Below are 22,449 nucleotides of genomic sequence, written 5' to 3'. Positions count from 1 at the left end.
GTCATGCTGCTGCTCGACCGCTGTCGAACCGGGCTCAGAGCCAGCCGCGGCGCTTGAACAGCAGGTAGAGGGCACCGCAGACGGCCGCCATCAGGGCGACCGCGAACAGGTAGCCGTATCGCCAGCCGAGCTCCGGCATGTGCACGAAGTTCATGCCGTAGACCGTGCCGATCAGGGTGGGGGCGAACAGGATCGCCGCCCACGCCGACACCCGCTTGATCTCCTCGTTCTGCTCGAAGCTGGCCGCGGTCAGGCTGCGCATCTCCTCGTTCTGCGCCTGGGAGACGAGGGTCGCGTTGACGGTGAGGATGCTCTGCAGCAGGTGCCGGAAACCGTCCACCCGCTCGACGACCTGGGTGAGGTGGTCCGCCACGTCGCGCAGCCGGCGGCGCAGCTCCTCGTCGGTGCCGTACCTGTCGAAGCCGGCCGTGAGGGCGTCGACGACCTTCAGCAGCGGGCGTGCCGCCCGCTGGAACTGGATGACCTCCCGGCTCAGCTCGTAGATGCGGCGGCTGGCGTTCGGGTCGCCGCCGAACACCTCGGTCTCGATCTCGTCGATGTCGTTCTCGAGCCCGGCGACCACCGGGGCGTAGCCGTCGACCACCCGGTCGAGCACCGCGTACAGGACGGCCTCGGGTCCGAGCGCGAGGACGGCCGGCTCCGCCTCCATCCGGCGCCGCACACCGGCCAGGTCGGGCGCGCCGCCGTGCCGGACCGTGATCACGAACCCGGGCCCCAGGAACAGGTGCACCTCGGCGAACTCGACCGCCTCCCGCGCGTCGAGGTAGCGGGCCGCGCGCAGCACCACGAACAGGGTGTCGCCGTACCGCTCCAGCTTGGGCCGCTGGTGGGCGTTGATGGCGTCCTCGACGGCGAGCTCCGGGAGCTGGAACTCGGCGGCCAACGAGACGATCTGCTCCGGGCTGGGCCGGCACAACCCGATCCAGGCCACGGACCGGTCGAGCTCCTGCAGGCAGTGGAACGTGTCGGCGAGACTGACCGGTGAGGCACGCCGTACCCCGTCGACGTAGACCCCGCTGTCGACCAGCCCGGCGGGCCGCTCCCCCTCGGCCGCGCCCCCGTCGGTGGCGTGCTCGTCCAGGCGGCGGCCGAACCCCGCCGACGGCGCCGGGAACCGGTTGTCCGCCATGCCCTCCCCCGCTCGTCGGCCGGCTCGCCGAGTCCCCCGCGGCGGCCGGGACAAACCCGGCGGCTCACGGGCGGTAGCGGTAACCCATGCCCGGTTCGGTGATCAGGTGCCGGGGCCGGGCCGGGTCGTCCTCCAGCTTGCGCCGCAGCTGGGCCATGTACTGGCGCAGGTAGTTGGTCTCGTTGTGGTACTCCGGGCCCCACACCTCGTGCAGGAGCTGACGCTGGCTGACCAGCTTGCCCGGGTGCCGCAGCAGCTTCTCCAGCATCGCCCACTGGGTGGGGGTGAGCTTGACCTCGACGCCGTCGTCGCGGGTCACCACGCGGTCGGCGAGGTCGACGGTGTGCCGGCCGATCCGCTGCGTGGCGACGGATCCCGCGCCGGCCGGGTCGGCCGGGGAGCCGGTGAGCCTCCGGGTCACCGCCCGGATCCGGGCGAGCAGCTCGTCCACCCCGAACGGCTTGGTGACGTAGTCGTCGGCGCCCGCGTCGAGCGCGGCGACCTTGTCCTCGCTGCCGGCCCGGCCGGAGAGCACGATGATCGGCACACCGGTCCAGCCACGCAGGCCCCGGATGACCTCGGTGCCGTCCAGGTCGGGCAGGCCGAGGTCCAGCACCACCAGGTCCGGTGGGTGGCCGGCGGCGGCCTTCAACGCGGCCGTCCCGCTGTCGGCCACCGCCACGTCGTAGCCGCGGGCCCGCAGGTTGATCCGCAGGGCGCGAAGGATCTGCGGCTCGTCGTCGACCACCAGGATGCGGGTCATTCCTGCGGCCCCTCCGCGTCGATTCCGCCGCTGCCGGCCGGCAGCCGCAGCACCATGGTGAGACCGCCGCCGGGCGTGGTCTCGGGGGTGATGCTGCCACCCATCGCCTCCGCGAGCCCCCGGGACAGCGCCAGCCCCAGCCCGACCCCGGTCTGGTTGTCCCGGTCGCCGAGGCGTTGGAACGGCAGGAACACGTGCTCCCACTGGTTCTCCGGTATGCCCGGGCCGGTGTCGATCACCCGCAGCTCGACCTGGCCGGCGTGCGCGCTGGCCGTGATCGCCGGCGGGTGCCCAGGCGGGCTGTGGCGCAGCGCGTTGGCCACGATGTTGACCAGCACCCGCTCCAGCAGGCCGGGGTCGGCGAGGGCCGCGGGCAGGTCGGGCGGGATGTCCGTGGTCACCTCGGCCGCCGACGGGCCCAGCTCGTCCAGGGCGCGGGGTACGGCGTCCTCCAGCCCGATCGCGGTGGCGGTGACGCCCAACGCGCCCGCCTGGAGCCGGCTCATGTCGAGCAGGTTCGCCACCAGCCGGCCCAGCCGGTCCAGCGACTCGTCGGCGGTGGCCAGCAACTCCTCGCGGTCGTCGGCGTCGAACTCCACGTCGTGGCTGCGCAGGCTGCTCACCGCCGCCTTCGCCGACGCCAGCGGCGTACGCAGGTCGTGGCTGACAGCGGCGAGCAGCGCGGTGCGCATCCGGTCGGCGGCGGCGAGCGGGCGGGCGGTGGCGGCCTCCTCGGCGAGCCGCTCCTGGCGCAGCGCGACGGCGGCCTGGGCGGCGAACGCCTCGACCACCCGGCGGTCCGCGGCCTCCAGCCGCCGGCCGGCGAGCACCACGCTGAGCCCGTCGTCGACCGGCACCACGGTCTCCCCGGCGCTCGGACTGCCCGGCGGGGCGTCGCCGACGCAGGCCACCACCCGCCAGGCCGCCGCCTCCCGGTCCCGGGCCGGCCGCCCCTCGGCCTCCGCCACCAGTTCCAGCACGCTCACGGCGCGGAGCGCGAAGGTCTCCCGCAGCCGGTCCAGCAGCGCGGGCAGCGGCCGTTCGCCGCGCAGCACCCCACCGGCCACGGTGGCCAGGGTCTGCGCGTCGGCCGAGGCCCGGGCGGCCTCCCGGGTACGCCGGGCAGCCACGTCGACCACCCAGCTCACCGCGATCGCCACCCCGACGAACACACCGAGGGCGAGGAGGTTGTCCGCCTCGGCGATGGTCAGCGTGTGGAACGGCGGGGTGAAGAACCAGTTCAGCAACAGCGAGCCGCCGAGCGCGGCGACCAGGGCTGGCCACATCCCGCCGACCAGCGCCACCCCGACCACGCCAGTGAGAAAGAGCAGGATGTCGTTGGTCAGGGTGAGGTCGGGCAGGGCCGCGAGCAGCAGGGTCAGCAGCGGCATGCCGAGGACCGCGAGCGCGAAGCCGAGCAGCCGGCGGCGCCGGGACAGCGCCGCGGGCACGGCCGCGCCGCGGCGACCGCGTCCCGCCTGGGCGTGGGTCACGAGGTGCACGTCGATGGCGCCGGAGAGCGCCGTGGTGGTGACGCCGACCCCGCGCGACAGCAACTGCGCGAACCGTCCCCGCCGGCTGGCCCCGAGCACCAGCTGGGTGGCGTTGACGCCGCGCGCGAAGTCGAGCAGCGCCGCCGGGATGTCGGTGCCGAGCACCTGGTGGTAGGTGCCGCCGAGACTTTCCACGAGGACCCGCTGCCGGGCCAGCTGGGCCGGGTCGGCGCCGGCCAGCCCGTCGCTGCGGGCCACGTGCACGGCCAGCAGCTGGGCGCCCTTGCTCCGGGCGGCGATCCGCGCCGCCCGGCGGACCAGCGTCTCGCCCTCCGGGCCGCCGGTCAGCGCGACGACCACCCGTTCCCGCGCCTCCCAGGTGTCGGAGATGCCCTGCTGGGAGCGGTAGGCGTCGAGCTGCTCGTCGACCTTGTCGGCCAGCCAGAGCAGCGCCAGCTCGCGCAGCGCCGTGAGGTTGCCGACCCGGAAGTAGTTGCCGAGCGCGGCGTCGATCTTGTCGGGCCGGTAGATGTTGCCGTGCGCCATCCGGCGGCGCAGCGCCTCCGGCGTCATGTCCACCAGCTCGACCTGCTCCGCGGCACGGACCACCTGGTCCGGCACGGTCTCCCGCTGGGTGGTGCCGGTGATCTGCGCGACGACGTCGTTGAGCGACTCCAGGTGCTGGACGTTGACCGTGGAGAGCACGCTGATCCCCGCGTCGAGCAGCTCCTGGACGTCCTGCCAGCGCTTGTCGTGCCGGGAGCCGGGGACGTTGGTGTGCGCCAGCTCGTCGACCACGACCACCTCGGGCCGGCGGGCCAGCACCGCGTCGAGGTCCAGCTCGGTGAAGTCGACGCCCCGGTAGCCGATCGACCGGCGCGGCACCACCTCCAGATCGCCGATCATGGCGGCGGTGTGCGGCCGGCCGTGCGTCTCCACCAGCCCGATCACCACGTCGGTGCCGCGCTCGGCGCGGCGCTGGGCCTCCTCGAGCATGGCGTACGTCTTGCCGACCCCCGGGGCGGCCCCGAGATAGATCCGCAGTTCTGCCCTGGCCACGGCACCATCTTCCCTTCACCGACGGAGGGGACCCCGCTTATCGCCTGGCGATGTGGCGGGGCCCCCTCTCGACGGGCCGAACGGTCAGCGCGCCGGGAACGTCCGGTCGAGCGCGAGGTTGAGTTCCAGGACGTTCACGCCGGGCTCGCCCATGAAGCCGAGCGACCGGCCGGTGGTGTGCTCCGCGACCAGCCGGCGGATCGCCGCCGGGTCGGCGCCGCGCTCGCGCGCCACCCGGCCCACCTGGATCTCCGCGTACGCCGGGGAGATGTGCGGGTCGAGGCCGCTGCCGCTCGCCGTGACCGCGTCGGCCGGTACGGCCGGCTTCGCCGGCGCGTCCCCCCGGACCGGGGTGACGACGCCGCCCTCGGCCACGTAGTCGTGGCCGGGCTGGGCGGGCTCCACCGGGACGCCCTGCCACATCGCCACGAAGGGCGTCGCCGGCGCGGCCTGGTTGACGCTGACGACCCGGGTGACCGGGCCGGTCAGCCCGCCGGCGCGGAACACGGCCAGCACCGCGCCGACCCCGTCGGGCGTGCAGTAGGGCCGCCGCCCGTCGACGCCGTCGAGCTCGCCGACCGCCCTGCTGCGGGTGCAGACCTGAGTGAGCAGGCTCTGCGTGGAGTCGCCGGGGTCGGCGGCGATGGTGTCGACCACGCTCTCCGGGCCCAGGTTGCTGGCCGAGGTGGCGGTGGGGTCGTAGCCGTCGCCGGCCGCCGACGGCCGGGACTGGAAGTAGCGCGGCACGGGGTTGCCGTCCGCATCGGTGAAGGACTGGCCGATGAGTGAGCTGCCCACGGTCCTGCCGCTCACGGTCACGAGCGAGCCGTCGGCGCGGCCGTCGAGGCCGGGGATCCGGCCGGCGGCGACCAGGGCCAGCGGGTACGCGAGGCCGAGCAGGACGGTGAACACGAGCAGCGCGCGGAGGGCGGCCAGGTGTTGGGCGAGCCAGGTAGGGAGGCGCATCACGAGATCCCCGGAATGAACTGGATGAGCAGGTCGATGAGTTTGATGCCGACGAACGGCACGATGATGCCGCCGAGGCCGTAGAGCCAGAGGTTGCGGCTGAGCAGCTTCGACGCGCTCGCCGGCCGGTAGCGCACGCCGCGCAGGGCCAGCGGGATGAGCGCGACGATGACGATCGCGTTGAGGATGACCGCGGCGAGGATCGCCGACTCCGGGCTGGACAGCCGCATGACGTTCAGCGTGTCCAGGCTCGGGTAGATGCCGGCGAACATCGCCGGGATGATCGCGAAGTACTTGGCGATGTCGTTGGCGATCGAGAAGGTGGTCAGCGCGCCGCGGGTGATCAGCAACTGCTTGCCGATCTCCACGATCTCGATGAGCTTCGTCGGGTCGGAGTCGAGGTCGACCATGTTGCCGGCCTCCTTGGCGGCCGACGTGCCGGTGTTCATGGCCACGCCGACGTCGGCCTGGGCGAGGGCCGGCGCGTCGTTGGTGCCGTCGCCGGTCATGGCGACCAGCCGGCCGCCCTGCTGTTCCTTCCTGATCAGCGCGAGCTTGTCCTCGGGGGTGGCCTCGGCGAGGAAGTCGTCCACGCCGGCCTCGTCCGCGATGGCCCGCGCGGTACGCGGGTTGTCGCCCGTGATCATCACGGTGCGGATGCCCATCCGGCGCATCTCGTCGAAGCGGGCGCGCATGCCGGCCTTGACCACGTCCTTGAGGTGGATGACACCGAGGGCGCGGGCCGGCTCGCCGTCGACGTGCTCGGCGACCACCAGCGGGGTGCCGCCGGTGCCGCTGATCCCGTCGACCAGTTCGCCCACCTGCTCGGTCGGGTGGCCGCCGTTCTCGCGTACCCACTTCATCACCGCGGCGGCGGCGCCCTTGCGGATCTGGCGGACGCCGCCGCCGGCGCTGTCCGGGCCCAGGTCGACGCCGCTCATCCGGGTCTGCGCCGTGAACGGTACGAAGGTGGCGTGCGGGATTAGTCCCGGTTCGCGCTCGCGGAGCCCGAACTCGTTCTTCGCGAGCACCACGACGGAACGGCCCTCGGGGGTCTCGTCGGCGAGGCTGGACAGTTGCGCGGCGTCGGCGACCTCGGCGGCGGTCACCCCCTCGACCGGGAGGAACTCGGCGGCCTGCCGGTTGCCCAGGGTGATCGTGCCCGTCTTGTCCAGCAGCAGGGTGTTCACGTCGCCGGCCGCCTCGACGGCCCGGCCGCTCATGGCCAGGACGTTGCGCTGCACCAGGCGGTCCATGCCGGCGATGCCGATGGCCGACAGCAACGCCCCGATGGTGGTGGGGATGAGGCAGACCAGCAGCGACACCAGCACCACGCCGCTGACGCCGGCATCGGTGATCGCGCCGGTGTCGGGGGCGGCCGCCTGGTAGCCCTTGGCGAAGATCGCCAGCGGCTGGAGGGTCACCACGGCCAGCAGGAAGATGATCGTGAGCGCGGCGAGCAGGATGTTCAGCGCGATCTCGTTCGGGGTCTTCTGCCGGTTGGCGCCCTCGACCAGGGCGATCATCCGGTCGATGAAGCTCTCTCCCGGCTTCTGGGTGATCCGCACGATGATCCGGTCGGAGAGCACCCGGGTGCCACCGGTGACCGCGCTGCGGTCGCCGCCGGACTCCCGGATGACGGGCGCGGACTCGCCGGTGATCGCCGACTCGTCGACGCTCGCGATCCCCTCGACCACGTCCCCGTCGCCGGGGATGATGTTGCCGGCCTCGACCAGGACGATGTCGCCCTGCCGGAGTTGCGGCGCGGGGACCGCCTCGTCGCGGTAGGCGTTCGCCGCCGCACCGGGCGTCCACCCGACGAGGCGGGTGGCTACGGTGTCCTGCTTCGCCTGCCGCAGGGCGGCGGCCTGGGCCTTGCCCCGGCCCTCGGCGACCGCCTCGGCCAGGTTCGCGAAGACCACGGTGAGCCACAGCCAGACGGTGATCGCCCACGCGAAGACCGACGGGTCGGCGACCGCCAGGGCGGTGGTGAAGACGGCGCCGATCTCCACGATGAGCATCACCGGGTTGCGCCAGAGGGTGCGGGGGTCGAGCTTGCGCAGCGCGTCCGGCAGCGACCGGATCAGCTGCTTGGGGTCCAGCAACCCCCCGCCGACCCGGTTGCCGTGGCGGGCGGGGGTTCCGGCCACCGGCTCCTCGCCGGTGCCGGATGTCACGGACGTGACGGACATGTCCTCGTTCCTCATGGTGGTCACAGCCCCTCAGCGAGGGGGCCGAGCGCGAGTGCGGGAAGGAAGGTCAGCGCCACGAGGACCACCGTGACGCCGACGACCATCCCGACGAAGAGCGGTCGGTGGGTCGGCAGGGTGCCCTCGGACGCGGGAGTGGGCTGCTGCCGGGCCAGCGAACCGGCCAGGGCGAGCACGAAGATGATCGGCAGGAACCGGCCGAGCAGCATGCAGAGCCCGAGCGCGGTGTCCCACCACGTGGTGTTCACGGTGATGCCGGCGAACGCGGATCCGTTGTTGTTGGCGGCCGAGGTGAAGGCGTACAGCACCTCGGAGAGGCCGTGCGGGCCGACGTTGAGCGCGGTGGCGTTGTTGCCGGTGGCGAACGCCGCCGCCGTGCCGGCCAGCACCAGCGCCGGAGTGATCAGGAAGTAGAGCGAGGCGAGCTTGATCTCGCGCGAACCGATCTTCTTGCCGATGTACTCCGGCGTCCGGCCGACCATCAGGCCGGCGACGAACACCGTGATCACCGCCAGGATCAGCAGGCCGTAGAGGCCCGAGCCGACGCCGCCGGGCGCGACCTCGCCGAGCATCATGTTGCCCAGCGTCATCATCCCGCCCAGCGCGGTGTACGAGTCGTGGAACGAGTTGACCGCTCCGGTCGAGGTGAGGGTGGTGGCGGCGGCGAAGGTCGCGGAGTTCGACACGTCGAACCGGACCTCCTTGCCCTCCAGCGCCGCACCGACGGCCTGCGGGACGGTGCCGTGCCCGGCCAGCTCGAAGACGTTGGTCAGGGTGACGCTGGCCAGCGCGAGGATGGCCATGACCGCGGCGATCGCGTAGCCCTGCCGGTTCTGGCCGACCATCCGGCCGAAGACCCGGGGCAGGCTGAACGGGATGAGCAGGATCAGGAAGATCTGCAGCCAGTTCGTCCAGGCCGTCGGGTTCTCGAACGGGTGGGCGCTGTTGACGTTGTAGAAGCCGCCACCGTTGGTGCCCAGCTCCTTGATCACTTCCTGGCCGGCCACCGGGCCACCGGTCAGGTGCTGTGTCCCACCGGTCAGCGTGGTGACGTCGGTGCCGCCGGAGAGGTTCTGCACCACGCCGCCGATCATCAGCGCGAGCGCGCCGAGCACGGCGACGGGCAGCAGGACCCGCAGGGTGATCCGGGTCAGGTCCACCCAGAAGTTGCCCAGCCCGCCGGTGCGGCTGCGGGCGAACCCGCGGATCAGGGCCACCGCCACGGCGATGCCGACCGCGGCGGAGACGAAGTTCTGCACGGCCAGGCCGGCCATCTGCACGAGATGACCCATGGTCGACTCACCCGAGTACGACTGCCAGTTCGTGTTGGTCACGAAGGACACGGCGGTGTTCCAGGCGCCGTGCGGCACCACGGGGTCGAAGCCCAGCGAGAGCCAGAGCCGGTCCTGCACCCGCTGGAACAGGTAGAGGAACAGGATCGAGACGGCCGAGAAGGCCAGCACGCTGCGGGCGTACACGCCCCAGGTCTGCTCGGCGGCCGGGTTGACGCCGACCAGTCGGAAGATCCCACGCTCGACGCGGGACTGCCGGCTGCCGGACACCACCCGGTACATGTGGTCACCGAACGGCTTGTGAACGGCGACCAGCGCCGCCACCAGGGACAGCAGGAAGATGACACCGGCTGTTGTCATGGTCATCAGAAGCGCTCCGGGAACAGCAGGGCGACGACCAGGAAAAGGCCCAGGCCGATCGCCAACACCAGGCCGGCGGCGTTCACCGCGCTCACAGCTTCTCCACACCCCTCACCACGAGGGCGAGCGCCGCGAACAGCACCACCGTCACCAGCACGAACACCACGTCAGACACGGCTGACTCCTCTTACCGGACGTTGTCGGGCGACCGCCTTCGGGTCGCGCCGAGCCATCACAACGCCGGATCGGGCGCGCGGACAGGGGCTATAACGCGACCGTGACGGCCGCGGCCGGTTTCTTGACGCGCCTTTCACGCGGAGCGCACCGCGGGTGAGCCGGGTCACCCGGCGCGAGAGTCAGCGGTCCGTGTCGAACGGCGGCGACCAGGGCTTCGGCCACGTCGCGCCGTGCGGGGAAATGCCGTCCGTGCGATGTCCGGCATGGTGGCCGGTGGGACGGTGGAGAGCTACGGGAGGTCGCCGCGTCACTGGTCGACGGCGCGGTGAACGGGCCGGGGGGCTGACCGGCCCGTCAGGGTCTCAGCGACGCACCTCACGCCAGCCGGTGCCGCTGCCGCGCCACGCCCCGGCCAGGATGCTCGCCGAGCCCCGGCTCGGGCACTCCTGGATCTTCGACCGGCCGGCGGTGCCGCCGATCTGGGCCTGCACCTCCCAGCGCTGCCCGTCGGTGCGGATGTAGACGTCACGACGCCCACGAGGGGCGGTGACCCCGTTCCACCAGTGCTCCTCGACCATCACGTGGTGACGGTATCGCAGGAGCCGACCGGCCCGCACCTGCCGGTACGGGCCGGATTCCCGGCTCAGCCGTCGAGGCGGCGGACCATGTTCATGATCGTCTCGACCTGGGCGCCGCCCTTGATCGGATAGTTCGTCGCGCCGAGGTAGCCCCACCAGTCCCAGCAGCCGTTCGGGTTCACCCCGCTGGAGATCGCCTGCGGATAGAGCACGATGAGCCGGTTGGTGTCGGCGTACTGGTTGAGGTTGGCCCGGTCGACGAAGGCGGTGCCGACCCTGGCGTACCCCTGGGCGCAGCCGTGCAGGGCGACAAGCAGTCGGCAGGTGGTGCCGGCGGCGCAGGCGCTCGGCACGTAGGCGAAGCCGTTGGCGTCCATGCTCAGCCCGTTGGCCCAGCCGTTGGTGGCGAAGGTGTCCTGACCGAAACGGATCAGGGTGCCGCCCAGCGGGCCGGTGTTCGGCGCGGAGACCGAGCCGAGCAGCTTGCCGAGGAAGGCGCCCTGCGGGTCGGTGCCGCAGTCGGCGAGGAACGGCGAGGCGGTGGCCGTGCAGCCGACCGTGCCGTACGGGGTGACCCAGGAGTGGCCGGCCGCGCTGCCGGAGTCGTAGCGGACGCTCGCCCCGAAGTCCTGGTAGTAGCGGACCAGGTCGTCGGTGACCGACTTCTTCACCGTGCTGTCGTTGCCGCCGTGGTAGACGTACACCGGCTGGCCGGCGAGGTTGCCGGTGCCGTCCACCCAGCCGTAGGACGCCCAGGTGCGGGTGTAGCTCTCCAGCGTGGCGACGTGGGTCGGGTAGAGGTTGTCGCCGCAGCCGTAGAGCGCCTGGGCGACGTTGTTCTGGGCGCAGTAGTAGGGGCCGGCCGCGAAGATCGCGGCGCCCCGGATCCGCGCCGAGTAGGCGACCTGGAGCTGGGTGGCCAGGTAGCCACCGGAGGAGACCCCGGCGACGTACACGGCGGAGATCGGGTAGGTGCGCAGCGAGCCGGCGACCGGGGTCTTGGTGTAGGGCGTGCTCGCGGCCCGGGCGGCGACGCCGCCGGGCAGGACCAGGAGGAGGGCCGCGGCGAGGGTGGTGGCGGCTTTCCACGGTGTCTTCATGGCGTTCTCCCGTCGGAGCGCCGGCGGGACGGCCGGCGTGCCGGCACGCTAACGTGACATAGACCACAGCAGATATCCGTGCGGCCGACACCTGCGGGACGGCGAGGGTGTGGCCGGCCCACGGTCGTTTCCGCCCCGGCCGGTCGGGTACGCGCCGGACATGCCCGAGGGCCACCTCATCCACCGGTACGCGCGGGAGCAGCACGACGCGCTGGCCGGGCGTGACGTCACGCTCTCCAGCCCCCAGGGCCGCTTCGACCCGGCCCCGTACGCGGGCCGCCCGCTGCGGGCGGTCGAGGCGGACGGCAAGCACCTGCTCTACCACTTCCCCGACGCGCCCGCCCTGCACGTCCACCTCGGCATGCGCGGCCTGTTCCTGCGCTACGACGACCCGGCCGCGCCGCCCCGCCCCGGCACCCGGCTGCGGCTGGCCGGCCCGACCGTCGCGTACGACCTCATCGCACCCATCCGCTGCGAGCCACTGCCGGCGGACGCGGAGCGCGCCCTGCGGGCCTCCCTCGGGCCGGACCCGCTGCGCGCCGACGCCGAACCGGCCGAGGCGGTCCGGCGGCTCACCGCGACCGGCGCGCCCGTGGGCGCGGCGCTGCTCGACCAGGCCGTCTGGGCCGGCATCGGCAACGCGTGGCGGGCCGAGCTGCTCTTCCTGGCCGGGCTCGACCCGGACGCCCGGACGGTCGGCGCACCAGCGGCGGAGCGGCTGTGGCGCCTCGCCGTCGTTCACCTCGCGCTCGGCCGGGACCTGGGCCAGGTGGTCAGCGACCCGGCCGCGCCGGACGAGCGGTGGGTGTACAAGCGGGAGCGCTGCCGCCGCTGCGGCAGCCCGGTGCGGACCTGGCAGGTGGGCGGCCGGACCGCGTACGCCTGCCCGGTGGACCAACCGGCCGGTTAATTCGGTTGGCGGCCGGCAGGCTGGTGACTAGCCTCGCCGCCAACGTCACTCCGACTGCCTGAAGAGGGTGTTTTGGTGCCCGTGCCGAGCGATTCCCGCCTCGTTCCGACCTCCGCACCCTTCCCTTGGAGTGACCGCTTTGGATCTGCCACGTAGCTTCACCATCCGCGAGGGCGACCTCCGGATCCTCAACCCGTTCGACGACGCCAAGCTCGCCACCCTGGGCCGGGCGATCAAGCTCCGGCCCGGCACGTCGATCCTCGACCTGTGCAGCGGCAAGGGCGAGCTGCTCTGCACCTGGGCCCGGGACCACGGCGTCACCGGCACCGGGGTGGACATCAGCACCGCCTTCACCGCCGCCGCCCGGGCGCGTGCCGCCGAGCTGGGCGTCGCCGACCGGGTCCGGTTCGTGCACGGCGACGCCGCGACCCACGTACCGGAGCAGCGCGTCGACCTGGCCGCCTGCGTCGGGGCGACCTGGATCGGCGGGGGTGTCCCCGGCACCCTGGAGATCCTGGAGCGCGGCCTGCGCCCCGGCGGGATGGTCCTGGTGGGCGAGCCGTACTGGCGGCTCGACCCGCCCGACGAGGCGACCGTGGCCGCCTGCCACGCCCGCTCCCGCGACGAGTTCCGGGATCTGCCCGGGCTGGTCGGGCTCTTCGGCGAGTGTGGCTGGGACGTGGTCGAGATGGTCCTCGCCGACCAGGACAGCTGGGACCGGTACGCCGCCGCGCACTGGCTCAACCTGCGCCGCTGGCTCGACGCGAACCCCGACGACGAGCTGGCCGGGGAGCTGCGCCGGGAGCTGACCGAGGAGCCGCTGCGGCACGTCCGCTACCAGCGCGAGTACCTGGGCTGGGGCGTCTTCGCCCTGCTCCGCCGCTGAGCGGCCGGGCCGGCTCCCGGGTGTGATCCGGGAGCCGGCCCGGGCCGGCTTAGCGAGCGGCTACGCAGGGTAAGGCCTGTTCATGGGACAGCTGCGAACCTCACCGCCGCCGCCGCAGGCCGCCGAGCTGGAGCAGTGGGTGCTCGCCACGGCCGAGGAACTGCGCGCCCTGCGGGCCTCGCTGCGCGAGGCGCTGACCCGGCACGGCCTGGTCCAGGGCGAGGATCTCGACGAGGTGCCCCACCTCGTGGTGCTCGTCGCCACCGAACTGGCGACCAACGCGCTGCGGCACGGCCGGCCGCCGACGATCGTCACCCTGCTCGCGGCCGACGACTGCTTCCTGCTCGACGTGGCCGACCACGACCTCAGCACCGTCCCGGGGCAGGGCGACATCCACCCGCTCGACTCGGGCGGGCGCGGGCTGATGCTGGCCGAGTCGGTCTCGCTCGCGGTCGGCTGGTACGCCACCGACGACACCAAGAACATCTGGGCCTCGTTCCCCCGCTGACCCGTCACAAATTGCTTAACAAATTGTTCTCCGCTTGCTGTGATCTGCTTTACACCGTCCGCAGTGGACGACTCGTAGGGTCCTTTTCGCACCGCCCGGGAGAAACCCTCCCGCCGGTCGTCCCGAGAAACCGCGGGAGATCCCCGCGACTATTCGCAAAGGACCTGAACAGATGCGCAAGCTCACGCGACCCCTCGTCCTGACCGGCATCGCCGGGGCCCTGCTCGCCCCGTCCGCCGCCCACGCCGCGACCCCGGAGCCGACCACCGCGCTGCTGGGCACGTACGCCTTCGGCCGCGCTTCGGTCATCGGCGAGGCCGGCCGGACCGCCGGCGCCTGGGAGGCGTTCTCGGTGCGGTCGGGCTTCGCCGGCGACGACCTGATCGTCACCTACCGGCCCCGCACCGAGGCGTTCCCGGCGGAGCAGCAGGTCTACACCGCCGCCTTCGACCAGGTGTCCGACGCCCAGGCCGAATGCCGGCAGGTCGGCGCCGAAGGAGTCGCGCGCCGGGTCTGGGTGTCGTTCCGCTGCCGGACCGGCTTCGCCCCCAGTTACACCCTGTTTGTGCGCTGACGCCGCGGGCGTCGAATTCCTTCCGGCATTTCGCCGGCCCGGCGAATTGCGCCGGAAAATCATTCCGAAGACCGGCTACTGGAACCCCGCCACCGGGTGCGGGACGTAGGGCGCCTCCAGGGCGGCCACCTCCTCGTCGGTCAGTTGCAGTTCCAGCGCGGCCACCGCGTCGGTCAGGTGGTGCGGCTTGGTCGCACCCACGATCGGCGCGGTGACCGCCGGGTTGCGGGCCACCCAGGCCAACGCCACCTGGGCCCGGGGAACGCCGCGCGCCGCCGCGATCCCGGCCACCGCGTCGACCACCGCCCGGTCGTTCTCCTCGGTACGCGCGTACAGCGCGCGGCCGAACTCGTCGGTCTCCGCCCGCGCGGTTTGCTCCCCCCAGTCCCGGGTGAGCCGGCCCCGGGCCAGCGGGCTCCACGGGATCACCGCGACGCCCTGGTCGAGGCAGAGCGGGAGCATCTCCCGCTCCTCCTCGCGGTAGAGCAGGTTGTAGTGGTTCTGCATCGAGACGAACCGGGTCCAGCCGTGCCGCTCGGCGGCCCAGAGCGCCTTGGCGAACTGCCACGCGTACATCGAGGAGGCGCCGAGGTAGCGGACCTTGCCGGCCCGGACCAGGTCGTGCAGTGCCTCCAGGGTCTCCTCGATCGGCGTGCCCGGGTCGAGCCGGTGGATCTGGTAGAGGTCGACGTAGTCGGTGCCCAGCCGGCGCAGGCTCGCGTCGATCTCACTCATGATGTGCTTGCGGGACAGCCCGCCCCGGTTCGGCCCGGGGCCCATCCGGCCGTGCACCTTCGTGGCGATCGCCACCTCGTCGCGGCGGGCGAAGTCCCTCAGCGCCCGGCCGACGATCTCCTCGCTGGTGCCGTCGGAGTAGACGTTGGCGGTGTCGAAGAAGGTGACCCCCAACTCCAGCGCCTGCTGGATGAAGGGGCGGCTCTCCTGCTCCGACAGCGACCAGGGATGCCCGCCGCGGCTCGGCTCGCCGTAGCTCATGCAGCCCAGGCAGAGCCGGGACACCTCCAGGCCGGTGGACCCGAACTTGACGTACTCCATGGGGTCCATCTCACCACCGGCGGGCGGGCGCCGCAGGCCGTCAGTCCTCGGCCGGGATCGGGTCGTCGTACTGGCCGGAGGGGCCGCTGTGCAGCTCGCCGTCCACCCGGGGCCACGCGTTCGGGGTGCAGCCGTGCAGGCCGAGCGTCTGCTGTTCCATGACCGGCGCCGGGCCACCGGCCCGGGGGCACAGTTCGTGGCCCCGGCCGAGCCGGTGCCCGACCTCGTGGTTGAGCAGGTACTGCCGGTAGAGGCCCAGGTCGGGGAACTGCGGCACGCCGTGCACCCAGCGGGCCACGTTGATCACCACCTGGTCGCCGTTGCGGCAGGAGGTGTAGTGGTCGGTGGTGTCGGCGCAGAGCCGGCCCCGCGTCACCGGCGTGGTCAGCTGCACCGTGAAGTCGGCCGGATCGTCGCGCCCCACCCGCTGCAGCCGCCACCGGCCGCCACCGGTCCAGCCGCGCGGATCGGCCAGCGTCGCCGCCACCTCCCGCGCGAAGCGCTCCACGTCGAGGTTGCCGATGCCGTCCTCCACGGCGACCCGGTAACGGAGCAGCTCACCACCTCGACCCGCCACCGCGCCGACGCCGGTGGCGGTGCGGAACCGGCCCGTACCCCGGTCCGGATAGCTGATGCCCGGCGGCACCCGGCCGGCGGCCGGGACCGGCGGCGCGGCGGGCGTGGTCACCGCCGGGCGGGCAGGCCCGGCGGCCGGCGCGCCGGGCCGCACGCCGGCCGCGACCAGCAGGTCCGGGTGACGCCGGGCCGCGTACCCGGCGAGGCCGGCCGCGACCAGCAGCACCACCAGGGTCAGGGTGCCGGCGCGGGACGCCCGCCGCCGACGGTGCAGACCCCGGTCCCGCCTGCCCCGCCCGCCCACGTCGATCTCCGTCCGCCGCGCCCGCCCCGATCCGGTCAGGAGTACGGACGCCGGGCCCGGACGGATGAACGGTGAGCGCGGTCACCGGCCGGAGGCGTGCCCGCGCCGGTACCGTTCGTTGCCGGGTGCGCGACCCGCCGCCTGCCGCCAGAGAGGGAGCCACCCGTGCCGGATGCCGAGCAGGCGCTCGCCGACGCCCTCGCGGCGGCCCGCGGCACCGACGTACGCGCGGCCGAGCGGGCCCTGGACCGGCTGGTCGTCGGCGACCCGCCGGCCGTGGACGCGGCGCTCCTCACCCGGCTGACCCGCGGCGTGGCGCGGCTCTGGCCGCGCGGCTGGCAGCCCGTGGACCTGGAGCGGCTCGCCACCCGCCGGCTGACCCCGCGGGGCGCCCGGCTGCTCCGGGACGTGCTGGCCGCGCAGCGGCGCGCCATGCCCGACCCGGTCCCCTCCTGGTTCGACGACCAGCTCGCCGAGCTGGGCGCCCGGTGGGACGGCGATCCGGGCTGGCTGAACCGGCGCGCCGAAGGCGACCGGATCAGCGCGCTGCGGGACGCCGTCGACGCGCTCGCCCTGGTGGCGGGGTTGCCGCCGATCGCGGTGCTCCGCCCGCCGCCGGGCGGACCGGCCGCCGCCGCGCACGCCGCCGCGCCGGCGACCGGCTCACGGATGCTGGACCGGGTCCGCGCGCTGCTGGCCAAGGCCGAGTCGACCACGTTCCCCGCCGAGGCGGAGGCGCTCACCGGCAAGGCGCAGGAGCTGATGGCCCGGCACAGCATCGACGCCGCCCTGCTCGACGCCGCCGCCGAGCGACCCGACCGGCCCGGCGGTGTACGGCTCGGCACCGACGCCCCGTACGCCGCGGCGAAGGCGCTGCTCATCCAGGAGGTGGCGGCGGCCAACCGCTGCGAGTCCATCTGGTCCGACGACCTCGGCTTCGCCACCGTGCTCGGCTTCCCGGCCGACCTGGCCGCGGTCGAACTGCTGCACACCTCGCTGCTGGTGCAGGCCACCGCCGCGATGCTGCGTGGCCGGGGCGAGCGCCGCAAGGGCAGCGGCCGGCGTACCAAGGGCTACGACGAGTCCTTCCTCAACGCGTTCGCGCTGCGGATCGGGGAGCGCCTGCGGTCGGCCACCGCGGCGGCGGCCGAGGAGCGGGCCGACGACCGGCTGCTCCCGGTGCTCGCCGCCCGCTCGGACGCGGTCCGGGAACGGGTCGACCAGCTCTTCCCCGGCGTCACCCGGCACCGGCTCCAGGTCCGCGACGCGGAGGGCTGGACCTCGGGCACCACGGCCGCCGACCGGGCCTCCCTCGACGCCGGCGCCCCGACGCGCCGCCCGTTGCGCGGAGGTCGCTGACTTTTCCTCGGGGAAGATGTCGGATCAGACGAACCCGCTCCGACCTGTCTGCGAGAGGCGCCACCGCCGGTGGCCCGAACCCGAGGAGTGCACCGTGAAGTACATGCTGCTGATCTGGAACCGGCCCGGCTTCGTCGAGGAGCTGTCCGAGGAGGAGCGGAACGCGATCTTCGGCGAGGTCGACGTGATCATGAAGGAGCTGACCGAGTCCGGTGAGCTGGTCGGCGGGGAGGCGCTGGCCCACCCGGCGCAGACCCGCACCGTCCGGGCCGCCGCCGGCGGCGGCACCGAGGTCACCGACGGGCCGTTCCTGGAGAGCAAGGAGCAGTTCGCCGGCTACCTCACGGTCGACTGCGAGACCCCGGAACGGGCCGCCGAGATCGCCGCGCGCTGGCCGGACGTCGCGCACGGCGTCGGCGTGCTGGAGGTGCGGCCGGTGATGGAGCAGGCCGGGACGGAGATGTGACCGACCGGGCGGTCGAGGACCTGCTGCGCGCCCTCGCGCCGCAGGTCCTCGGCGTGCTCGTCGGCCGGCACGGCCAGTTCTACGCCTGCGAGGACGCCGTCCAGGAGGCGCTGCTCGCCGCCGCGACCCAGTGGCCCGCCCAGGGCGTGCCCGACCATCCCCGCTCGTGGCTGGCCACCGTGGCGACCCGCCGGCTCACCGACGAGTGGCGCAGCGAACGGGCCCGCCGGGACCGTGAGGTCGCCGTCGCGGTCCGGGAACCGGCGTACGCGGCGGTCACCCCGGCCGCCGACGAGGAACCGCCGGGCGGGGACGACACCCTGAAGCTGCTCTTCCTCTGCTGCCATCCGGCGCTCACGGTCAGCGCCCAGGTGGCGCTCACGCTGCGGGCCGTCGGCGGGTTGAGCACCGCCGAGATCGCCCGGGCGTACCTGGTGCCGGAGGCCACCATGAGCCAGCGGATCCGCCGGGCCAAGCAGCGGATCGAGGCGGCCGGAGCCCGGTTCGCCATGCCCTCGGTGGCCGACCGCGACGCGCGGCTGCACGCCGTGCTGCACGTCCTCTACCTGGTCTTCAACGAGGGATACACCGCCTCCAGCGGGGCCGAGCTGCACCGGGCCGAGCTGACCGGCGAGGCGATCCGGCTGGCGCGGGAGCTGCGCCGGCTGCTCCCCGACGACGGCGAGGTGGCCGGGCTGCTGGCTCTCATGCTGCTCACCGAGGCGCACCGGGCGGCGCGTACCGGCCCGGGCGGTGAGCTGGTGCCGCTGGCCGAGCAGGACCGCACCCGCTGGGACCGGGCCGGGATCGACGAGGGGGTCGCCCTGGTCACCGAGGCGCTCACCTGGTCGGCCCCCGGCCCGTACCAGGTGCAGGCCGCCATCGCGGCGGTGCACGCCGAGGCGCCCACCGCGGCCGACACCGACTGGCCGCAGATCGTCGCGCTCTACCGGGTGCTGGCCCGGCTCGCGCCGAACCCGATGGTCACCCTCAACCAGGCTGCCGCGGTGGCCATGGTGGACGGGCCGCGGGCCGGGCTCGCCCTGCTGGCGCCGCTGGACGCCGACGAGCGGACCGCCGGCCACCACCGGCTCGCCGCCGTCCGCGCCCACCTTCTCGAACTGGCCGGCGACCGGGAGGCCGCCCGCACCGCCTACCTGGCTGCCGCCCGCGCCACCGTCAGCCTGCCCGAGCGGCACTACCTGGAGGTACGCGCAGCCCGGCTGGCCGGCGACCGATGAGTTCCGCCGGCCGGGAGGGTCCACCTCGCATGGGAGAGGTCACCAGTCAACTGTCGGTGTCGCTGGACGGGTACGTCGCGGCGCCGGGGCAGAGCCGCCAGGACCCGCTCGGCCGGGGCGGCCTGCGGCTGCACGAGTGGTTGTTCGCCAGCGAGAGCTGGCGCGGGCAGCACGGGCTGGCCGGCGGGGAGCGCAACGTCGACGCCGCGCTGGTCGACGAGATGATCGCCGGAGTCGGCGCGTACGTGATGGGGCGCCGCATGTTCGGCGGCGGCGAGGGCGCCTGGGACCCGGACTGGACCGGCTGGTGGGGCGACGACCCGCCGTGGCGGGTCCCGGTCTTCGTGCTGACGCACCACCCGCGCGAGTCGCTGACGATGCGGGGCGGGACGGAGTTCCACTTCGTCACCGACGGCATCGAGGCGGCGCTGGCCCGGGCCCGCGCCGCGGCCGGCGACCTCGACGTGGCCGTGGCGGGCGGAGGCAGCGCGGTGCGGCAGTATCTCGCCGCCGGCCTGCTCGACTCCCTCTGGCTGCACGTCGTGCCGATCGTGCTGGGCGGCGGCACGCCCCTCTTCGACGGCCCGCTGGACGTGCCCCTGGAACCGGTGCGGGTCGTGGCGGCCCCCACCGTGACGCACATCCGCTACCGGGTCGACCGCTGACCCGTCGGCGTCAGAACAGCCGGCCTCGGTACGGGTGGGGCCGGCCCCACCGCTCCTCCCACTGCACCAGTTCGGCCTGCCAGACGGGAAGGTCGGGCCGGTACTCGCGGACGAGGTCGGGGTTGTCCGGGCGGCTCGCCAGGAACCGCCAGCGAGCGCAACTCGCGACTGTGGACGATTCGGTGTGGAGCGTCTGCCACGCCGTGGGCCGGGCCGGCAAAGGGTTGCCGGCCCGGCCCACGGACAGGGGTGGTCAGCTCTTGAAGGCGTCCTTGATCTTCTCGCCGGCCTGCTTGAGGTTGGCGGCCGCCTGGTCGTTGCGGCCCTCGGCCTCGAGGCGCTCGTCGTCGGTGGCCCGGCCGACGCCCTCCTTGACCTTGCCGGCGGTGTTCTCGGTCGCGTTGTCGATCTTGTCGTCGATGCCCATGAAAACCTCCACTCAGCAGCTTTCGGTGACGTCAGCGGAGTACCCCGACGGCCGCCCCGCGAATCCCCGGCCGTCAGGCGACCGGGCGGAAGCGCCGCAGCCGGAGGCTGTTCGCCACCACGAAGACCGACGAGAAGGCCATCGCCGCGCCGGCGATCATCGGGTTGAGCAGGCCCGCGGCGGCCAGCGGCAGGGCCGCCACGTTGTAGGCGAAGGCCCAGAACAGGTTGCCCTTGATGATCGCGAGGGTGCGCCGGGAGAGCCGGATGGCGTCGACGGCGGCCGTCAGGTCGCCCCGCACCAGGGTCAGGTCGGACGCCTCGATGGCCACGTCCGTGCCGGTGCCCATGGCCAGCCCCAGGTCGGCCTGGGCCAGCGCGGCGGCGTCGTTGATCCCGTCGCCGACCATGGCCACGGTCCGCCCCTCGCCCTGGAGGCGCTCGACCACGGCCACCTTGTCGGCCGGCAGCACCTCGGCGATCACCTCGTCGATGCCGACCTCGGCGGCCACCGCCTTCGCCACGGTGGCGTTGTCGCCGGTGAGCAGCACCGGGGTGAGCCCCAGCTCGCGCAGGCGGGCGACGGCCGCCCCGCTGGTCGGTTTCACCACGTCGGCCACCGCGAGGACGCCACGGGCCCGGCCGTCCCAGCCGGCCAGGACCGCCGTCCGGCCGGCGGCCTCCGCGCCGGTCACCGCCCGCACGACCTCCTCGGGTACGTCGAGACCGCGCTCGCGCAGCAGCCGGAGCCGCCCGACCACCACGTCGCGGCCGTCGACCGTGCCGGTCACGCCGAGGCCCTCGACGTTGGCGAAGCCGGCCACCGCGGGCAGCGGTCCCGCCGCGGCGGCGCCGTCGGCCACGGCGCGGGCGATCGGGTGCTCGGAGGCCCGCTCCAGCGCGCCCGCGAGCCGGAGCAGCCCAGCGCGGTCCTCGCCCTCGGCGGGCAGCACGTCGACCAGCGTCATCTTCCCGGTCGTGACGGTGCCGGTCTTGTCCAGCACCACGGTGTCGACCTGGCGGGTGGATTCCAGCACCTCCGGCCCCTTGATCAGGATGCCGAGCTGGGCGCCCCGCCCGGTGCCGACCAGCAGCGCGGTCGGCGTGGCGAGCCCCAGCGCGCACGGGCAGGCGATGATCAGCACCGCCACGGCGGCGGTGAACGCGGCCGTCGTGCCACCCCCGGTGCCGAGCCACCAGCCCAGCGTGCCGGCGGCCAGGGCGATCACGATCGGCACGAAGACACCGGAGATCCGGTCGGCGAGCCGCTGCACGGCCGCCTTGCCGGTCTGCGCCTGCTCCACGAGCCTCGCCATCTGCGCGAGCTGGGTGTCGCCGCCGACCCGGGTGGCCCGGACGACGAGCCGGCCGCCGGCGTTGACGGTGGCGCCGGCCACGGTGTCGCCCGGCCCCACCTCGACCGGCACGGACTCGCCGGTGAGCATGCTGGCGTCGACCGCCGAGGTCCCCTCCTCGACCACGCCGTCGGTGGCGACCTTCTCACCCGGGCGCACCACGAACCGGTCGCCGACCACGAGCTGGTCGACCGGGATCCGGGTCTCCTGCCCGCCGCGCAGCACCGCCACGTCCTTGGCGCCCAGCTCCAGCAGGGCGCGCAGGGCGGCGCCCGCGGTCCGCTTGGACCGGGCCTCGAAGTAGCGGCCGGCGAGGATGAACACCGTCACCCCGGCCGCGGCCTCCAGGTAGATGTTGCCGGCCCCGTCGGTGCGGGTGATGTCGAAGCGGAACGGGTGCGTCATCCCGGGCATCCCGGCGTCGCCGAGGAAGAGGGCCCAGAGCGACCAGCCGAACGCGGCGAGGGTGCCGAGCGAGACCAGCGTGTCCATGGTCGCCGCGCCGTGCCGCAGGTTGATCCAGGCGGCCCGGTGGAACGGCAGGCCGCCGTAGACCACGACCGGGGCGGCCAGGGTCAGCGACAGCCACTGCCAGTAGTCGAACTGCCAGGCCGGCACCATGGCCAGCACGATCACCGGCACGGTCAGCACGACCGACACCCACAGCCGGGTACGCAGCCCGAGCAGCTCGTCCACCGGCTCGGCGGTCGCACCGTCGGCGACCTGCGCGGGCGGCGGCGGGACGACGGCCGTGTAGCCGGTCTTCTCCACGGTGGCGATCAGCTCGGCCGTGGTGACCTCGTCGGCGTACCGGACGGTGGCCTTCTCGGTGGCGTAGTTGACCGTGGCCTCGACACCGTCCATCCGGTTGAGCTTCTTCTCGATCCGGGCGGCGCAGGAGGCGCAGGTCATGCCGCCGATCGCGAGTTCGATCTGGTTCGGCGCGACCGGCAGGGACTTGGCGGTTGTCATCGC

21 protein-coding genes are annotated in these 22,449 nt (G+C 73.7%); 8 read left to right on the top strand and 13 right to left on the bottom strand.

Annotated elements, in window-relative coordinates:
- Nucleotides 1–34: 34 nt before the first annotated feature.
- From ACQP12_RS02915 to ACQP12_RS02875, 9 genes are all read right to left on the bottom strand, one after another.
- The gene (locus tag ACQP12_RS02915) at nucleotides 35–1,150 is read right to left on the bottom strand and encodes a magnesium and cobalt transport protein CorA (RefSeq protein ID WP_433284807.1); all 1,116 of its coding nucleotides are present in this window, start codon (nucleotides 1,148–1,150) and stop codon (nucleotides 35–37) included.
- A gap of 64 nt (nucleotides 1,151–1,214) precedes the next feature.
- A complete protein-coding gene (locus tag ACQP12_RS02910) occupies nucleotides 1,215–1,913 on the bottom strand; it encodes a response regulator (RefSeq protein ID WP_357940517.1) in 699 nt (232 codons plus the stop codon).
- The gene (locus ACQP12_RS02905) at nucleotides 1,910–4,465 is read right to left on the bottom strand and encodes a DUF4118 domain-containing protein (RefSeq protein ID WP_433284805.1); all 2,556 of its coding nucleotides are present in this window, start codon (nucleotides 4,463–4,465) and stop codon (nucleotides 1,910–1,912) included. Before ACQP12_RS02905 ends, ACQP12_RS02910 begins: the two co-directional genes overlap by 4 nt.
- Nucleotides 4,466–4,549: 84 nt before the next feature.
- Nucleotides 4,550–5,431, bottom strand: a complete 882-nt coding sequence (locus tag ACQP12_RS02900) for a potassium-transporting ATPase subunit C (protein WP_433284803.1) — start codon at nucleotides 5,429–5,431, stop codon at nucleotides 4,550–4,552.
- Nucleotides 5,431–7,623 carry a potassium-transporting ATPase subunit KdpB gene (gene kdpB, locus ACQP12_RS02895; protein ID WP_433284801.1) on the bottom strand — a complete coding sequence of 731 codons (2,193 nt, stop codon included), beginning with the start codon at nucleotides 7,621–7,623 and terminating at the stop codon, nucleotides 5,431–5,433. The genes ACQP12_RS02900 and kdpB overlap by 1 nt, the downstream gene beginning before the upstream one ends.
- 20 nt (nucleotides 7,624–7,643) lie before the next feature.
- Nucleotides 7,644–9,299: a potassium-transporting ATPase subunit KdpA gene (gene kdpA, locus ACQP12_RS02890; protein ID WP_357940509.1), complete on the bottom strand. Its 1,656-nt coding sequence runs from the start codon at nucleotides 9,297–9,299 to the stop codon at nucleotides 7,644–7,646.
- On the bottom strand, nucleotides 9,299–9,388 hold the full coding sequence (gene kdpF / locus ACQP12_RS02885; RefSeq protein WP_357940507.1) for a K(+)-transporting ATPase subunit F: 90 nt from the start codon (nucleotides 9,386–9,388) through the stop codon (nucleotides 9,299–9,301). Before kdpF ends, kdpA begins: the two co-directional genes overlap by 1 nt.
- A gap of 444 nt (nucleotides 9,389–9,832) precedes the next feature.
- Complete coding sequence (locus ACQP12_RS02880) at nucleotides 9,833–10,048, bottom strand: hypothetical protein (RefSeq protein ID WP_357941053.1); 216 nt, start codon at nucleotides 10,046–10,048, stop codon at nucleotides 9,833–9,835.
- Between the two features lie 65 nt (nucleotides 10,049–10,113).
- Nucleotides 10,114–11,148, bottom strand: coding sequence for an extracellular catalytic domain type 2 short-chain-length polyhydroxyalkanoate depolymerase (locus ACQP12_RS02875; protein WP_433284798.1), 1,035 nt, complete (start codon nucleotides 11,146–11,148; stop codon nucleotides 10,114–10,116).
- Nucleotides 11,149–11,308: 160 nt separating this feature from the next.
- Here ACQP12_RS02875 and ACQP12_RS02870 point away from each other — a divergent pair, with 160 nt between their 5' ends.
- The 4 genes from ACQP12_RS02870 to ACQP12_RS02855 all read left to right on the top strand — a co-directional run bounded on the left by ACQP12_RS02870 (nucleotide 11,309) and on the right by ACQP12_RS02855 (nucleotide 14,026).
- Nucleotides 11,309–12,058 carry an Fpg/Nei family DNA glycosylase gene (locus ACQP12_RS02870; protein WP_433284796.1) on the top strand — a complete coding sequence of 250 codons (750 nt, stop codon included), beginning with the start codon at nucleotides 11,309–11,311 and terminating at the stop codon, nucleotides 12,056–12,058.
- A gap of 130 nt (nucleotides 12,059–12,188) precedes the next feature.
- A complete protein-coding gene (locus ACQP12_RS02865) occupies nucleotides 12,189–12,944 on the top strand; it encodes an SAM-dependent methyltransferase (RefSeq protein WP_433284794.1) in 756 nt (251 codons plus the stop codon).
- An 82-nt stretch (nucleotides 12,945–13,026) separates the two neighbouring features.
- Complete coding sequence (locus tag ACQP12_RS02860) at nucleotides 13,027–13,452, top strand: ATP-binding protein (protein ID WP_357940499.1); 426 nt, start codon at nucleotides 13,027–13,029, stop codon at nucleotides 13,450–13,452.
- A gap of 172 nt (nucleotides 13,453–13,624) precedes the next feature.
- Nucleotides 13,625–14,026, top strand: a complete 402-nt coding sequence (locus tag ACQP12_RS02855; RefSeq protein WP_433284792.1) for a hypothetical protein — start codon at nucleotides 13,625–13,627, stop codon at nucleotides 14,024–14,026.
- A gap of 75 nt (nucleotides 14,027–14,101) precedes the next feature.
- On the opposite strand, the gene ACQP12_RS02850 is transcribed toward ACQP12_RS02855, so the two are convergent.
- Nucleotides 14,102–15,082 (bottom strand): aldo/keto reductase, encoded by a 981-nt coding sequence (locus ACQP12_RS02850; protein WP_433284790.1) that lies wholly within the window; start codon nucleotides 15,080–15,082, stop codon nucleotides 14,102–14,104.
- Nucleotides 15,083–15,122: 40 nt separating this feature from the next.
- The gene (locus ACQP12_RS02845; protein ID WP_433284788.1) at nucleotides 15,123–15,962 is read right to left on the bottom strand and encodes a DUF3152 domain-containing protein; all 840 of its coding nucleotides are present in this window, start codon (nucleotides 15,960–15,962) and stop codon (nucleotides 15,123–15,125) included.
- A 165-nt stretch (nucleotides 15,963–16,127) separates the two neighbouring features.
- Here ACQP12_RS02845 and ACQP12_RS02840 point away from each other — a divergent pair, with 165 nt between their 5' ends.
- The 4 genes from ACQP12_RS02840 to ACQP12_RS02825 all read left to right on the top strand — a co-directional run bounded on the left by ACQP12_RS02840 (nucleotide 16,128) and on the right by ACQP12_RS02825 (nucleotide 19,693).
- Entirely contained in the window at nucleotides 16,128–17,321 is a 1,194-nt protein-coding gene (locus ACQP12_RS02840) for a DUF2786 domain-containing protein (protein WP_433284786.1), read from the top strand.
- Nucleotides 17,322–17,424: 103 nt separating this feature from the next.
- On the top strand, nucleotides 17,425–17,787 hold the full coding sequence (locus ACQP12_RS02835) for a YciI family protein (protein WP_357941051.1): 363 nt from the start codon (nucleotides 17,425–17,427) through the stop codon (nucleotides 17,785–17,787).
- A complete protein-coding gene (locus tag ACQP12_RS02830) occupies nucleotides 17,784–19,028 on the top strand; it encodes an RNA polymerase sigma factor (RefSeq protein ID WP_433284784.1) in 1,245 nt (414 codons plus the stop codon). Before ACQP12_RS02835 ends, ACQP12_RS02830 begins: the two co-directional genes overlap by 4 nt.
- Before the next feature lie 29 nt (nucleotides 19,029–19,057).
- Complete coding sequence (locus tag ACQP12_RS02825) at nucleotides 19,058–19,693, top strand: dihydrofolate reductase family protein (RefSeq protein ID WP_433284782.1); 636 nt, start codon at nucleotides 19,058–19,060, stop codon at nucleotides 19,691–19,693.
- A gap of 253 nt (nucleotides 19,694–19,946) precedes the next feature.
- On the opposite strand, the gene ACQP12_RS02820 is transcribed toward ACQP12_RS02825, so the two are convergent.
- Both ACQP12_RS02820 and ACQP12_RS02815 read right to left on the bottom strand, forming a co-directional pair.
- Complete coding sequence (locus tag ACQP12_RS02820) at nucleotides 19,947–20,120, bottom strand: CsbD family protein (RefSeq protein WP_091260889.1); 174 nt, start codon at nucleotides 20,118–20,120, stop codon at nucleotides 19,947–19,949.
- Between the two features lie 73 nt (nucleotides 20,121–20,193).
- On the bottom strand, nucleotides 20,194–22,446 hold the full coding sequence (locus tag ACQP12_RS02815; protein ID WP_433284780.1) for a heavy metal translocating P-type ATPase: 2,253 nt from the start codon (nucleotides 22,444–22,446) through the stop codon (nucleotides 20,194–20,196).
- Nucleotides 22,447–22,449: the final 3 nt, after the last annotated feature.

The sequence above is a fragment of the Micromonospora sp. CA-244673 genome (assembly GCF_050948395.1).
GTDB lineage: Bacteria > Actinomycetota > Actinomycetes > Mycobacteriales > Micromonosporaceae > Micromonospora.
The sequence above is the reverse complement of the archived record's forward strand: the minus strand, read 5'-3'. Positions and strand labels throughout refer to the sequence as shown.

Excerpts from the sequence above, each read along its gene's own strand:
- ACQP12_RS02915 (WP_433284807.1), bottom strand. The coding sequence starts at position 1,150 with ATGGCGGACAACCGGTTCCCGGCGCCGTCGGCGGGGTTCGGCCGCCGC.
- ACQP12_RS02910 (WP_357940517.1), bottom strand. The coding sequence starts at position 1,913 with ATGACCCGCATCCTGGTGGTCGACGACGAGCCGCAGATCCTTCGCGCC.
- ACQP12_RS02900 (WP_433284803.1), bottom strand. The coding sequence starts at position 5,431 with ATGCGCCTCCCTACCTGGCTCGCCCAACACCTGGCCGCCCTCCGCGCG.
- kdpB (WP_433284801.1), bottom strand. The coding sequence starts at position 7,623 with ATGTCCGTCACGTCCGTGACATCCGGCACCGGCGAGGAGCCGGTGGCC.
- kdpA (WP_357940509.1), bottom strand. The coding sequence starts at position 9,299 with ATGACCATGACAACAGCCGGTGTCATCTTCCTGCTGTCCCTGGTGGCG.
- ACQP12_RS02880 (WP_357941053.1), bottom strand. The coding sequence starts at position 10,048 with ATGGTCGAGGAGCACTGGTGGAACGGGGTCACCGCCCCTCGTGGGCGT.
- ACQP12_RS02875 (WP_433284798.1), bottom strand. The coding sequence starts at position 11,148 with ATGAAGACACCGTGGAAAGCCGCCACCACCCTCGCCGCGGCCCTCCTC.
- ACQP12_RS02870 (WP_433284796.1), top strand. The coding sequence starts at position 11,309 with ATGCCCGAGGGCCACCTCATCCACCGGTACGCGCGGGAGCAGCACGAC.
- ACQP12_RS02860 (WP_357940499.1), top strand. The coding sequence starts at position 13,027 with ATGGGACAGCTGCGAACCTCACCGCCGCCGCCGCAGGCCGCCGAGCTG.
- ACQP12_RS02855 (WP_433284792.1), top strand. The coding sequence starts at position 13,625 with ATGCGCAAGCTCACGCGACCCCTCGTCCTGACCGGCATCGCCGGGGCC.
- ACQP12_RS02850 (WP_433284790.1), bottom strand. The coding sequence starts at position 15,082 with ATGGAGTACGTCAAGTTCGGGTCCACCGGCCTGGAGGTGTCCCGGCTC.
- ACQP12_RS02835 (WP_357941051.1), top strand. The coding sequence starts at position 17,425 with ATGCTGCTGATCTGGAACCGGCCCGGCTTCGTCGAGGAGCTGTCCGAG.
- ACQP12_RS02825 (WP_433284782.1), top strand. The coding sequence starts at position 19,058 with ATGGGAGAGGTCACCAGTCAACTGTCGGTGTCGCTGGACGGGTACGTC.
- ACQP12_RS02820 (WP_091260889.1), bottom strand. The coding sequence starts at position 20,120 with ATGGGCATCGACGACAAGATCGACAACGCGACCGAGAACACCGCCGGC.
- ACQP12_RS02815 (WP_433284780.1), bottom strand. The coding sequence starts at position 22,446 with ATGACAACCGCCAAGTCCCTGCCGGTCGCGCCGAACCAGATCGAACTC.